This window comes from Mesorhizobium sp. Cs1299R1N1, assembly GCF_037179655.1.
Lineage (GTDB): Bacteria > Pseudomonadota > Alphaproteobacteria > Rhizobiales > Rhizobiaceae > Mesorhizobium > Mesorhizobium salmacidum.
The window spans coordinates 1-13043 of sequence record NZ_JAPYKR010000008.1 but is presented as its reverse complement, the minus strand read 5'-3'; the positions used below and the strand labels follow the sequence as shown (position 1 = coordinate 13043).

Genomic DNA, 13043 nt, shown 5'->3' with positions numbered 1-13043 from the left:
AATTCACGGCTCATTGCCGCGATTTCGCCGAATAGATAGGACGCGGGTTTGTCGGAAAAGGGCCAAAACACGGCATTACGAAGATTTAATGTGCACTGCACAATAGCTGTGCAGCCGGGCTAACAGGACACGTTCAGCGTTGGGAGACGAGATCACGCACTTCGTCCGGCCGCCGTGAGTTGCTGGGCGAGCCACCCCGTCGAAGCCAGCAGACGCCACGTGGTTGCATCGCTTTTGTGGCGAGTTAGCCTGCGAGGTGTGCCTCGGCAGGATTGTCCCTTGGTGCGGGCTCGGCCGTCAATCTGAGCCCGAGCGCCTTCATGACGCCGAGCAGGGTTGAAAGCTTGGGATCGCCCTTGTCGCTTAGAGCCTTGTACAGCGCCTCGCGCGTCACGCCGGCGTCCTTGGCAATGGATGTCATGCCGCGAGCCCTGGCCACGTTGCCGAGCGCATGGGTGATAAGGGCGGGATCGCCGTCTTCGAAGGCAGCTTCGATATAGGCTAAGATTGCCTCCTCGCCGTCGAGGAATTCTGAAGCGTCCCATTTGGTGGTTTCGATGGTCATTTGACCTCCTTCGCCATGCCAATGGCTTTCCTGATGTCGGCCTTTTGTGATGACTTGTCGCCGCCGCAGAGCAGGATGATGATCGTGTTGCTCGCCTTGACGAAATAGATGCGATAGCCCGGACCATAGTCGACCCGCAATTCGCCGATGCCATCGAAAAACTTGGCATCGCCAAGGTTGCCAAGCTCGACGCGATCGATCCGAATCTGAATGCGAGCCTTGGCGCGGAGATCCTTGAGGGACTTGAACCAGCCGACGAATTCGGCTGTTTTCCGGACTTCCATCATGGATCGCTTGTAATCCACAGTTCACAAATAGTCAAAGCAGATGTGAACCAGAATTTACAGAATGCGCGTGCCGCGCTTTGAAGGCTTTAACTTATCGTAACATCGGCCAAAGCGTCGCCGCCAGCAGCGCGCCCATGGCGATATTGAACCACTTCAGCCGCACCGGATCCGAAAGGAAACCGCGCAACGCTGTGCCGAATCCAGCCCAAACCGAGACGCTGGGAAGGTTGACCACGGTGAAAGCCACACCAATCAGAATGACGGACAGGAATGGTCGTTCCGGATTGGTGTAGACGGCCATCGCGGTGATGGCCATCACCCAGGCCTTGGGATTGACCCATTGGAAAGCCGCTGCATCGATGAACCGCATCGGCCGCGCATCCCTCTCGCCTTTGCCGCTGAGCGAGCGCGACATGGCGATCTTCCAGGCAAGGTAGAGCAGATAGACGGCACCGGCGATCTTCAGCCCGGTGTGAAGCGCGGGAAACGCGGTCAGCACCGCCCCCAGGCCGAGCCCGACGGCCAGGAGCAGCACAAGAAACCCGATACTGATGCCCAGCATGTGCGGCACGCTTCTGACCAGTCCAAAATTCACGCCTGATGCCAGAAGCATAAGGTTGTTCGGCCCTGGCGTGATCGAGGTCACGAAGGCGTAGACAAGCAGTGCGAGGAATGCGTCGAGGGACATGATATCCTCCCAGATATGTCAGTACTATTGTCTCTTTCCGACGGCTGCACAAAAGCCAATGCCGACCGTCGGTCACGCCAGACCTACACTCGTGGAAAATTCGGATGGATTAAGTCGGCCTACATCCCCTGCGGGCCGCGGTTCATCGCCGCCACGCCGGTACGGCAGATCTCGACAAGGCCGAGCGGCTTCATGATGGCTATGAACTGGTCGAGCTTGGACCCCTTGCCGGTGATCTCGAAGATGAAATGCTCGGTGTTGGCGTCGATGACGCTGGCGCGGAAGGCGTCGGCGAGGCGCAGCGCCTCGACCCGGGCCTCGCCGGTGCCGGCAACCTTGACCAGCGCCAGTTCCCGCTCCAGCGGCCGCTCCTGCCCGAACTCGTGCGAACGCACGGTGAGATCGACCACGCGGTGCACCGGCACGATGCGCTCGAGCTGATGCTTGATCTGCTCCAGCACATGCGGCGTGCCGCGCGTCACGATAGTGATGCGCGACAGGTGTTTTTCATGCTCGGTCTCCGAGACGGTCAGGCTCTCGATGTTGTAGCCACGCCCGGAAAACAGGCCGATGACCCGGGCGAGCACGCCCGGTTCGTTGTCGACCAGCACGGAAAGCGTGTGGTTTTCCGGCCGTTCCGTTTCCTTGGCGATGAAGTAGGCGGAACCGGTGGGTTGAAGGTGCTGTGCGTTCATGACATGATTCTCAAATTCTGGATCTAATTATCTGTTTTCGCACGGCTTTTTTTGACAAGCCCTGCCTTGGCTCGTCGTCTACACCAGTTCCCGGCCCTTGGCGTCGATGGCATTGGCCACGGCCTCGTCGGTCGCCTCGTCGGGCAAAAGCATCTCGTTGTGCGCCTTGCCCGAAGGGATCATCGGGAAGCAGTTGGCGAGTGTCGCCACGCGGCAGTCGAACAGCACCGGCTTCCTGACCGAGATCATCTCCTTGATCGCGTCGTCCAGTTCGTCGGGCTTGTCGCAGCGAATGCCGTGGCCGCCATAGGCCTCGGCCAGCTTGACGAAGTCCGGCATCGCCTCGGTATAGGAATGCGACAGCCGGTTGCCGTGCAGCAGCTGCTGCCACTGCCGCACCATGCCCATATACTGGTTGTTCAGGATGAAAATCTTGATCGGTGCGTCGTGCTGCACGGCGGCACTCATCTCCTGCATCGTCATCTGCACCGAGGCGTCGCCGGCAATGTCGACGACCAGTGCATCGGGATGCGCGATCTGCACGCCGAGTGCCGCCGGCAGGCCGTAACCCATCGTGCCGAGCCCGCCCGACGTCATCCAGCGGTTCGGCTTCTCGAAATGATAGTGCTGCGCCGCCCACATCTGATGCTGGCCGACCTCGGTGGTGATGTAGGTATCCATGTTCTTGGTCAGTTCATAGAGCCGCTGGATGGCGTATTGCGGCATGATCACGTCGTTGTTCATCTTGAAGGCGAGTGAATCGCGCGCGCGCCATTTGGCAATCTGCTCCCACCAGGGATAGAGCGCCTTCTTGTCGGTCTTGGCGGTTGCCCGCCACAGCCGCACCATGTCTTCCAGCACCCGGCCGACATCGCCGATGATAGGCACTTCGGTGTGGACGTTCTTGTTGATCGAGGACGGATCGATATCGATATGGATTTTTCGCGAATTCGGCGAGAAGGCATTCAGCCTGCCGGTGATACGGTCGTCGAAACGCGCGCCGATGCAGAGCATCACGTCGCAATCATGCATGGCCATGTTGGCTTCGTAGGTGCCGTGCATGCCCAGCATGCCCAGCCAGTTCTTGCCCGAAGCCGGATAGGCGCCGAGACCCATCAGCGTCGAGGTGATCGGGAAACCTGTCAGGTCCACCAGTTCGCGCAGGAGATGGCTCGCTTCCGCGCCGGAATTGATGACGCCGCCACCCGAATAGATGACCGGCTTCCTGGCGGTGGCCATCAGTTCGACCGCGGCCTTGATCTTCTCCAGGTCGCCCTGGACCTTCGGCTGGTAGCTGGTGCGCGGCGCGATCTGCGGCGGGACATAAAAGCCCTTGGCGAACTGCACGTCCTTCGGGATGTCGACCACGACCGGACCCGGCCGACCGGTCGTGGCGACATGGAAGGCCTCGTGGATGGTCGCGGCGAGTTCGTTGACGTCCTTCACCAGCCAGTTGTGCTTGGTGCAGGGCCGCGTGATGCCGACCGTGTCGCATTCCTGGAACGCGTCGGAGCCGATCAGCGAAGTCGGCACCTGGCCGGTCAGGCAGACCAGCGGGATCGAGTCCATCAGCGCGTCCTGCAGCGGCGTCACCGCATTGGTGGCGCCAGGGCCTGATGTCACCAGCATGACGCCGGCCTTGCCGGTCGACCGCGCATAGCCCTCGGCGGCGTGGCCGGCGCCCTGTTCGTGCCGCACGAGAATGTGCTCGACCTCGTCCTGCTGGAAAATCTCGTCATAGATCGGGAGAACGGCGCCGCCCGGATAGCCGAAGACATGCTTGACGCCATTGTCCTTCAGCGCCTGCACCACCATTTCGGCGCCAGTCATTTCCCTACTTGCCATTTCGCGCCGCTCACTTTGTCCATTGCTCATCGGTCTGATCCCGTACTGTCGCCATTTGGGCGTTGCTGGTCGTTTAGTCGTGTTTCAGGCAATAAAAAAGGCCCCCGAGGGAGCCTGTGTGGTGCGCATGGGAGGTCTTCGCCCGGCGGTTACACCGCCTTGCCCACGCGCCTTCCTACGAGAATGAGTGCCGTTTTCATGGTGGCGGACCATAAAGGCGAACTCGCGGGGTCGTCAATGGGGGATGATGCGAATTCACTCGCCTGTGAGACGGGGCTTCGCTACGCGCTACCATAGTACAGTTGAGCCCATCCCATCGACACACCACTATGCCGGCTGACGACGTGCCTGGGAGGAGACGCGTTGCCGGCGAACGGGAGTCCCACCCCCAGGTAGGGAGGTCCTGGCCGGCCGCTTGCTGTTCCAGTGGAAGCCTGAACAGGCGTTCTTGGAAACCGACAACCGGAGGAGAAACCATGCTCGAGAGAACACCCACAACAAAGGCGCAAGCGCTGCTCGACAAGTTTGGCAAGGCGCTGGATACCGGCGACATCGACGCGGCGGTCAACTGTTTCCAGGCGGATTGCTACTGGCGCGACCTGGTCACCTTCACCTGGAACCTGAGGACGATGGAGGGCCAGGACCAGGTCCGCGACATGCTGAAGGCAACGCTGGCTGAGACCCGGCCGAGCGACTGGAAAGTGGCCGAAGGCGAGGAGGCGACCGAGGCGGACGGCGTCACCACCGCCTGGATCACCTTCGAGACCGAGGTGGCGCGCGGTTTCGGCATGGTGCGGTTCAAGGGCGAGCTGATCTGGACCTTGCTCACCAGCATGGCCGAACTCAAGGGCCATGAGGAGAAGGCGGGTTTCACCCGGCCGCTCGGCGCCAAGCATGGCCACGGCAAGGACAGGAAATCCTGGCGCGAGGAGCGTGACGATGAACTCGCTGAACTCGGCCGCAGCAAGCAGCCCTATGTCGTGATCATCGGCGGCGGCCAGGGCGGTATCGCGCTCGGCGCGCGCCTGCGCCAGCTCGGCGTTCCAGCCATCATCATCGAGAAGAACGAGCGCCCCGGCGATTCCTGGCGCAAGCGCTACAAGTCGCTCTGCCTGCACGATCCGGTCTGGTACGACCATCTGCCATATATCGACTTCCCCAAGAACTGGCCGGTCTTCGCGCCGAAGGACAAGATCGGCGACTGGCTCGAGATGTACACGAAGGTAATGGAGCTGAATTACTGGTCTTCGTCCTCGGCAAAATCCGCGAAATACGACGAGAAGGCCAAGGAATGGACCGTCGTGGTCGAACGCGACGGCGAAGAGATCGTGCTCAAACCCAGGCAGTTGGTGCTGGCCACCGGCATGTCCGGCAAGGCGAACTGGCCGAAATATAAGGGCCAGGACATCTTCAAGGGCGAGCAGCAGCATTCCTCGACCCATCCCGGCCCGGACAAATACCGCGGCAAGAAGGTCGTGGTCATCGGCTCCAACAACTCCGCCCACGACATCTGCGCGGCTCTCTGGGAGGGTGGCGCGGACGTCACCATGGTGCAGCGTTCCTCCACCCACATCGTCAAGTCCGACACGCTTATGGATATCGGGCTCGGCGCGCTCTATTCGGAGCAGGCGGTCGAGAACGGCATGACGACGCGCAAGGCCGACCTGATCTTCGCCTCCCTGCCCTACCGCATCCTGCACGAATTCCAGATCCCGCTTTACCAGCAGATGAAGGAACGCGACGCCAAGTTCTACGCGGATCTCGAAAAGGCCGGCTTCCTGCTCGACTGGGGCGATGACGGCTCGGGCCTGTTCATGAAATATCTGCGCCGCGGTTCAGGCTACTATATCGATGTTGGCGCCTGCGACCTTGTCATCGACGGCTCGATCAAGCTCAAGAGCGGGCCAGGCGCCGCGGTTCAGGAATTGACGCAAACCGGGGTCAAATTCGCCGATGGAACCGAATTGCCCGCCGATCTCGTGATCTACGCCACAGGCTACGGCTCGATGAACGGCTGGGCCGCGGACCTCATCTCGCAGGAGGTGGCGGACAAGGTCGGCAAGGTCTGGGGCCTTGGCTCCGGCACCGCCAAGGATCCCGGCCCCTGGGAAGGCGAGCAGCGCAACATGTGGAAGCCGACCCAGCAGGAGGCGCTGTGGTTCCATGGCGGCAACCTCCATCAGTCGCGCCACTATTCGCAATATCTGGCGCTGCAACTGAAGGCCAGGCAGGTTGGCTTGCCCACACCGGTCTACGGATTGCAGGAGGTCCATCACAAGGGATAGCCCGTATCCCCCGCGTCACGATGGTGAGCCTTCGGCGACACCGAACGAAACGACAGCGGTGAGCCCGCCGGGCTCACCGCTGGTCGGCGATGGCGTGAAACGCCCTCGTCAGCCAAACACTCGCGGTAGGTCTCCGGGCTACCGCGCTTCCGCCATCGAAGCAGAGGCACATGGCTGTCTCGTCCCGGTGATTGGTCAGGCGCGATTGGCGAAATCGTGCACGACGCGCTGCAGCAACGGCACATAGTCGCGAAACGCCCGCGTCCGCATATTGGCGACCTTGCCGCCCTCGTCCCAGATGCGAACCCGCACCGCCTCTTCGTGGAACGGGTTCTTGCGGAACTCGGCCACCTCGTCGGCACTCATCGGTCCGCCCTGCAGCGAGAGGGTGTGAACCGAAGCCGGCGACAGCTTGGAGAAATAGGTCGGATCCGTGGCGCAGAGATAGCGTTTGGCCGCGACATGCAGCCGGACGCATTCGACGATGACCGGCGGGAAGAACGGCGCCAGCACCTCGCCGCCGGCCTCATCATGGTGCTTGTCTTCGACATCGTCGGGCGAATAGGTGCCGAACTCACTGGTGTAATGGCCGATGTCGTGCAGCAGCGCGGCGGCCACCAGCACCTCGGGCGCTCGATCCTGTTCCGCCAGCCAAGCTCCCTGCAGCATGTGCTCGGACATCGTCACCGGCTCGCCGAGATAGGATTCGGCACCCCGGCGCTCAAAGATGTCGGCGATGAACTCGACGATGGTGTCCGCGTTCAGATCCTGGCCACTCATTCCGCCGCCTCCTTGAAGCCGTGTTCGATCGCCGCGAGCGTCGACAAAAGGCCGTCCTTGTCTGCGTAGCATCCCTGCAGCCAGCGCTTGCCGGTGCCCGAAAACGCCTTGCGGGCATGCATGACGCGAGTGTTGTCGACGATGAAGGCCTGGCCCGTTTCCAGCTTGAAGGTCACTTCGAAGGATGGATCCTCGATCATCTCGGCAAAGCGGCGGTAGGCGGCATAGTAGCGCTCCATGTCGGTGAACGGCACGTCGACGGTCGGCGCCAGCGAGCGGTTATTGAAGCGGATGCAGATCAGTTCGCCGTCGGGTCCAAGCTCGATCATCGGCCGTTTGGACTGCAGCCGCACGCCGGACGAACCTGCGTATTCGAACCGCGCCGCATGGGAGCTCAACAGCCGAAAACCTTCGGGGTTTTCCGCTTGCAAGGCAGCGGCGACGGCAAAGCCGTCGATGACGCTGGATTCGCCGCCTTCCACCGTGTTCTCGATGCAGGACAGGATCTGCAGTGTCGGTACCGGATCGCGATAGGGATTGTCGGTATGCGCCTGCAGGCCGAGATTGGTGTAGGCGAGGTTGTTCGGATTGACTTCGGCGCGCACCTCGAACCAGCGCCCGTAATTGGTTTCCCTGATATAGCCGAACAGGTCGGAAACCTTGCACAGCGCCCCGGATTCGGCCGGCAGCCCGTCCATCACCGCAAAGCCGTAAGTCCTCACCGCCGAAAGCCATTCGCGCAGGACACCGCGGCCATGGAAGGCCGCCGGATAGCTGGCGCGCGGCACCGAGTTCTGCATCGTCGCCCTGGTCCAGCGCTGAATGACATCGCCTGTCCAACCGGGCTGGCGTGTCTCGTCGCGATCATAGGCGTTTGCACGCAGCCATTGGGCGGGAAAGCTGACCGTCTTTCCCTCCGGTTCGAAGCTGATCTCCAGTGCTCCGGCCTTGAACGAAGCAGCGCCAATTCTCGTGCCCGCCGGAATGTCGAGGATGGTGACGAGCCGCTGGCCATTGCCGGCGCTGCGCGTCTTGTCGTCGAGCGCATTGTCGCGCAGCCAGATGGCGTGAAAGCGGGTGCGCCTTCCGTCCTGCCAGCCAAGTTCGATTGTTCTGCCTTCGTCGCCGATCAGCGCGTGGGTCAACATGGAGATCAGGTCCTGTGTCTATCCGCCCACGGCCAGATCCGGGGCTTCGTTGCATGTTGAGCGTACCCAAGGCATAACTCAAATTATCATTTTTTAGCCAAAGGCTGAAATTTCGTAATGGCTCGGAAAGCTATCCCTACGCTGCCTCCACTCGACTGGCTGCGCAGTTTCGAGGCTGCGGCACGGCTGTCCAATTTCACCGCGGCGGCAGCCGAACTCGGCCTGACCCAGGCGGCCGTCAGCCAGCATATCCGGCTGCTCGAGGAACGGCTGAAGACGCGGCTGTTCTCGCGGCTGGCACGTGGGGTCGCGCTGTCGCCCGAGGGCGCCGCCTACCTGCCGCACATCCAATCTGCCTTCGCCACCATTGGCAGCAGCACCACGGAATTGTTCGAACCGCGCGCCGTCCGGACCGTCTCGATCCGGGTGCCGATCTCGTTTGCCTTGCTGGCATTGGTCCCGGCGCTGCCCGATCTCGCCGAGGCGCTGCCGCGCGTCCAACTCGATCTGGTGACGATCCACCGCCCGACCGACTACGATCTGCCGGGCTCGGCGCTCGACATCCGGTTCGGCAACGGATCCTTTCCTGGACGCGAAGCCGAGAGGTTGACCGCCGAGCGGCTTGTGCCGGTGGCAAGTCCGGCCCTCGCCAGTGCCGCCGACTGGACATCGCTGCCGCTGCTTCTCGTGGCCGGCGCGCGCGAGATGTGGGCGGAATGGTTCGCGGCGGCCGGATTGGCCGGCCATCCCCAGCGGTCGCACCGCTTCGACAGTTTCGTCGCCGCCATGGAGGCGGCGAGCGCCGGCGCCGGCGTGCTGCTGGGGTCCCGTCCCTTGATCGACGCGGCGCTCGACGGCGGGGCGCTGGTCCCGCTTTCCGATTTTGAGCTCCCCAGCACGTCGGGGCATTTTCTGACCAAGCCGTCGACCGCGCATCTGACCAGTGCCGAGCAGGATTTCCGCCACTGGCTGCTAAAGCGCCTTGCCGGAAAGGCGCGGACCTGACTGGCTACCGCAACGCTGTGCCGATACGCTTCCAGTAGATCAGCGTGCCCGTCAGCCCGCCATGCGGCTTCAGCGCATAATCCGGTATCTCGCCGGCCAGGGTGAAGCCGAGCTTCTCATAAAGTCCTGAAGCACCCTCCTCCGTCGCCGTGTCCAGAACCAGCAGCGTGCGCCCCTTCTCAGCCGCGAGGCGTTCGGCGGCCCGCATCAGGCGTGTCCCGACGCCCCTGCCCCGCTGCTCGGCTGATGTCATCAGCTTGGCGATCTCGGCCCGATGCGGCTGGTTGGGTGGGCAGTCGAGCAGCAGGGTGACGGTGCCGACCAGAGCCCCGCCGTCCCATGCCCCAAGCACCACTCTTTGCCCTCGTGCCGCCGCGGCCAGCGACGTCTCCCAGAATGCCCTTGCCGCCTCCGGCGCCAGCGGATGCATGAAACTGACCGATCCGCCGGCGGCAACCGTTTCGACCAGCAGATCCTTCAGCAGTGCGAGTGTTTCCTGGCTGGCGGTCAACGGTCCGATTTCTATGGCATTCATATCTGGTCCTCTGGAAACGATTTGCTGGGATCAGTAGCGCTGGGATCAGTAGCGCGCTGGGGTCAGTCGAGATGGCTGGCACGCCGCCGCTTGCGCGCGGCCTTGATGGCGCCGATGCGTTCGGTGTCCTCTTCCCTGAGATGCCGACCGCGCTCGAGGATTTCGAGCGTGTATTCCTCATAGGTCAGGCCCAGCCGTTCGGCCTTGTCCATGCGCATCAGCATCACTTCGCGGCTCGGCGCCTTCCATGCCTTGGCGTGCGCCGCCTGCCAGGCCAGAAAGATGTAAGGATCGCCCTTGCCCCATGGCGGTCCCTTGTAGTCGTCGAGAGGCGGCCCCCCATTGTGGGAGCGCTTTGGCCGTCTTGCCATGATGTCAGCCCCTGACCAGAGCGACGAGATAGTCGGCGCCCGGCCCCAGCGCATGGAAGGTGCAATCCGACGGGGCCCCGAGCGCCAGGCAGTCGCCGGGCTCGAGCCTGTGCACCTGATCGCCCTCGGTGAATTCGAGTTGTCCCGAGATCAGCCAGATCTGCTGCTTGATGAAGGCGTAGGAAGCCGCGGGCAAGCTGACTTTCGCGCCCGCCGGCAGATGGACCTTGATCAGTTCGAGCGGCATGTCGCAGGCCGGCGACAGATGCCGCCTGACATAGCCTGTATCGGGGTCGCGCCAAACCGGCTGGTCGGCCGCGCGCAGCAGCCCGCCGCCTTGCAATTCCGCGCGCGCGATAAGGGTCGACAGCGTCATGCCGAAGGCCGCCGCAATGCGCACCAGAAGCGCGGCCGTCGGGCTGGTCATACCGCGCTCGATCGTGCTCAGCATCGCCTTGGAAACGCCCGACCGTTCCGCGAGTTCGGCCAGCGACCAATCCCGCATCATCCTCTCGGCGTGAATGCGCCTGCCGATGGTCGAGGAAATGTCGTTCGCTATATCATCCATTCGTCCATTATAACGAAACAAGAGCGCGAGTGAAGAGCCATCTCACGATAATTTTCACCAAGGCCTTAATCCTCTCTACACCATCCGACCTCATCCGACCTTAACCCCGTTCCTGTAGCGTCCGGCTCCAGGGAAATGGGGATTGGCCTGTCCATGTATGTCGAACGCGAGGCTTCCGTCGGAGAACCGACATCGCAGGAGCGCCGCAACGCAGAGCAGAACGATCGGCGCATCCTAGGCAACGTCGTGCAATGCGACGGCGCGCGCGCCACCATCAGCGCCTATGCCGACGACGTCGACGGCGCTATCACCGGCCTGTGGACGGTGGGCAAGATGATCTCCATCAATCTGGGCACGACGCGCACCGTTGGCCTGGTTTATGCGATCGGCAAGTCGGATCGCGCCTGGAGCAATGAGGGCCAGAACGCCATCGAGGTCAGCATCGAACTGATCGGCGAAGTGCGCGACGGCGCCGAACCCGGCGCCAAGCCGATCTTCGACCGCGGCATCACCAGCTATCCGCATATCGGCGCCGTCGCGCACCGCATCCGCACCCGCGACCTGCAGGCGGTCTATGACCTGGCCGGCCGCCATTCCATCACCATCGGCTCGCTGGCGCAGGACGAGGCGATCGCCGCCAACATCGCCATCGACGACACGCTGGCGCGCCATTTCGCCATTGTCGGCACGACCGGCGTCGGCAAGTCGACCGCTGTGTCGCTGCTGCTGCGCAAGTCGATCGCGGCGCGACCGGACCTGCGCATCCTGATCCTCGATCCGCACAATGAGTTCGCGGCCTCGCTGCCCGAATATTGCGTAAGGGTCGATTCCAAGACGCTCGACCTGCCGTTCTGGATGTTCACGCTGGAGGAATTCGCCGAAGTGCTGTTTCGCGGACGCGAAACGGTGCCGGAAGAGATCGACGCCCTTCGCGACCTCGTTCCGCTCGCCAAGAACCTCTATCGCAACCCCGGTTCAGGCGCCTACCTGAGGCGCGGCAGCGATGCGCTGACCGCCGATACGCCGGTACCTTACCGCATCGCCGACCTGCTCAAGCAGATCGATGAGCGCATGGGCATGCTCGAAAGCAAGACCGATCGTCCGACCCTCAAATCGCTGAAGACGCGCATCGAATCGGCGGCTGCCGATCCGCGCTACCGCTTCATGTTCAATTCGCGCCTGATCGAGGACACCATCCACGAGACGATCGGCAACATCTTCCGCGTGCCGCATCATGGCCGCCCGGTAACCTGCTTCGAGATGGCCGGCATGCCCTCGGAAGTGGTCAATTCCGTCTGTTCGGTGCTGGCGCGCCTGGCTTTCGACCTCGCCTTGTGGAGTGAAGGCAAGCTGCAGCTCCTGTTTTTATGCGAGGAAGCGCATCGCTATATGCCTGCCGATCCGCGCCTCGGCTTCGCGCCGACCAGGCATGCGCTGTCGCGCATCGCCAAGGAAGGCCGCAAATATGGCTGCTATCTCGGCGTCGTCACCCAGCGCCCAGGCGAGCTGGACCCGACCATTCTGTCGCAATGCTCGACCTTCTTCGCCATGCGGCTCGCCAACGAGCAGGACCAGGCGATCATCCGCTCGGCAATCGCCGACTCGTCCGCCTCCACGCTCGCGTTCCTGTCTTCCATGGGCCAGCGCGAAGCGATCGCTTTCGGCGAAGGCGTGGCGACGACCATGCGGCTGAAGTTCGAGAGATTGCCCGCTCACCTGCTTCCCGGCACGGCCAAGCGCGAGGAAGAAGTGACGTCGAAGGCCGGTGAGGTCGATCTGGTGGCGATCGTCGAGCGGCTGCGCAACGTGCCGAAACCGCAGAGCCAGGCAATGGCTTTCGCCGAGGTGGTCGATTCCGGCCGGCAGGCCGGCGACCCCGATTACCGCAAACCGCCAGCGGCGGCGCGCGTGCAGTCGGACGAAGATTTCGACACGCGCTACGGCCTCAAGCCGGCGACCTTCGGCCTGCGTCCGCAGAACGATTGAGCTTAACCGCCCCGCCCCGTCTACGAAAATTCCTGAGAATCCGTGCAAGCGGACGATCCATCTTCGTTGGACAGCTTGGGTAAATTCCGTCAGGGAATTCGTCAGGCTGAGTCGGCTGGTGTCGTTTTCGAGAACCGGAGCGGAGCGGACATTCAGTCCGTGTTGGGGTGGACGGCCCCCGACGGCATCGCAATGTGCCAGAATGAGGTCGTTGCAGATCTCAACAAGGGAGACCGTCCGTGGATAAACTTATTCGCATTGGCATGGATACGTCAAAGAGCGTTT

General features: G+C 62.6%; 14 protein-coding genes. 4 read left to right on the top strand and 10 right to left on the bottom strand.

The features are described 5' to 3' along the window. Positions 1 to 244 precede the first annotated feature (244 nt). The 5 genes from O7A70_RS18305 to O7A70_RS18285 all read right to left on the bottom strand — a co-directional run bounded on the left by O7A70_RS18305 (position 245) and on the right by O7A70_RS18285 (position 4110). On the bottom strand, positions 245 to 565 hold the full coding sequence (locus tag O7A70_RS18305) for an addiction module antidote protein (RefSeq protein ID WP_337141644.1): 321 nt from the start codon (positions 563 to 565) through the stop codon (positions 245 to 247). Then, complete coding sequence (locus tag O7A70_RS18300) at positions 562 to 852, bottom strand: type II toxin-antitoxin system RelE/ParE family toxin (protein ID WP_337141643.1); 291 nt, start codon at positions 850 to 852, stop codon at positions 562 to 564. Before O7A70_RS18300 ends, O7A70_RS18305 begins: the two co-directional genes overlap by 4 nt. A gap of 91 nt (positions 853 to 943) precedes the next feature. Next, a complete protein-coding gene (locus O7A70_RS18295; RefSeq protein WP_337141642.1) occupies positions 944 to 1540 on the bottom strand; it encodes a LysE family translocator in 597 nt (198 codons plus the stop codon). Positions 1541 to 1659: 119 nt separating this feature from the next. Further along, positions 1660 to 2235: an acetolactate synthase small subunit gene (ilvN, locus tag O7A70_RS18290; RefSeq protein WP_013894763.1), complete on the bottom strand. Its 576-nt coding sequence runs from the start codon at positions 2233 to 2235 to the stop codon at positions 1660 to 1662. A gap of 78 nt (positions 2236 to 2313) precedes the next feature. Next, a complete protein-coding gene (locus tag O7A70_RS18285; protein WP_337141641.1) occupies positions 2314 to 4110 on the bottom strand; it encodes an acetolactate synthase 3 large subunit in 1797 nt (598 codons plus the stop codon). 446 nt (positions 4111 to 4556) lie between these two features. Between O7A70_RS18285 and O7A70_RS18280 the strand changes: the two genes are divergently transcribed. Then, complete coding sequence (locus O7A70_RS18280) at positions 4557 to 6365, top strand: NAD(P)/FAD-dependent oxidoreductase (RefSeq protein WP_337141640.1); 1809 nt, start codon at positions 4557 to 4559, stop codon at positions 6363 to 6365. A 195-nt stretch (positions 6366 to 6560) separates the two neighbouring features. Here the strand turns inward: O7A70_RS18280 and tmpB are convergent, their stop codons facing one another. Both tmpB and tmpA read right to left on the bottom strand, forming a co-directional pair. Beyond that, a complete protein-coding gene (gene tmpB / locus O7A70_RS18275; protein WP_337141639.1) occupies positions 6561 to 7145 on the bottom strand; it encodes a (R)-1-hydroxy-2-trimethylaminoethylphosphonate oxygenase in 585 nt (194 codons plus the stop codon). Then, positions 7142 to 8293: a 2-trimethylaminoethylphosphonate dioxygenase gene (gene tmpA, locus O7A70_RS18270; protein ID WP_337141638.1), complete on the bottom strand. Its 1152-nt coding sequence runs from the start codon at positions 8291 to 8293 to the stop codon at positions 7142 to 7144. The genes tmpB and tmpA overlap by 4 nt, the downstream gene beginning before the upstream one ends. Before the next feature lie 117 nt (positions 8294 to 8410). On the opposite strand from tmpA, the gene O7A70_RS18265 reads away from it, so the two are divergent. Further along, positions 8411 to 9298 carry a LysR substrate-binding domain-containing protein gene (locus O7A70_RS18265; protein ID WP_337141637.1) on the top strand — a complete coding sequence of 296 codons (888 nt, stop codon included), beginning with the start codon at positions 8411 to 8413 and terminating at the stop codon, positions 9296 to 9298. 4 nt (positions 9299 to 9302) lie between these two features. Here the strand turns inward: O7A70_RS18265 and O7A70_RS18260 are convergent, their stop codons facing one another. The 3 genes from O7A70_RS18260 to O7A70_RS18250 all read right to left on the bottom strand — a co-directional run bounded on the left by O7A70_RS18260 (position 9303) and on the right by O7A70_RS18250 (position 10772). Next, a complete protein-coding gene (locus O7A70_RS18260; RefSeq protein ID WP_337141636.1) occupies positions 9303 to 9833 on the bottom strand; it encodes a GNAT family N-acetyltransferase in 531 nt (176 codons plus the stop codon). Between the two features lie 62 nt (positions 9834 to 9895). Beyond that, positions 9896 to 10204: a hypothetical protein gene (locus O7A70_RS18255; RefSeq protein ID WP_337141635.1), complete on the bottom strand. Its 309-nt coding sequence runs from the start codon at positions 10202 to 10204 to the stop codon at positions 9896 to 9898. Between the two features lie 4 nt (positions 10205 to 10208). Then, positions 10209 to 10772 (bottom strand): helix-turn-helix domain-containing protein, encoded by a 564-nt coding sequence (locus O7A70_RS18250; protein WP_337141634.1) that lies wholly within the window; start codon positions 10770 to 10772, stop codon positions 10209 to 10211. Between the two features lie 153 nt (positions 10773 to 10925). Here O7A70_RS18250 and O7A70_RS18245 point away from each other — a divergent pair, with 153 nt between their 5' ends. Beyond that, positions 10926 to 12758, top strand: coding sequence for an ATP-binding protein (locus tag O7A70_RS18245; protein ID WP_337104911.1), 1833 nt, complete (start codon positions 10926 to 10928; stop codon positions 12756 to 12758). A 42-nt stretch (positions 12759 to 12800) separates the two neighbouring features. After that, positions 12801 to 13043 (top strand): hypothetical protein (locus O7A70_RS18240; protein ID WP_337141633.1); only part of this gene is annotated, 243 nt, incomplete at its 3' end.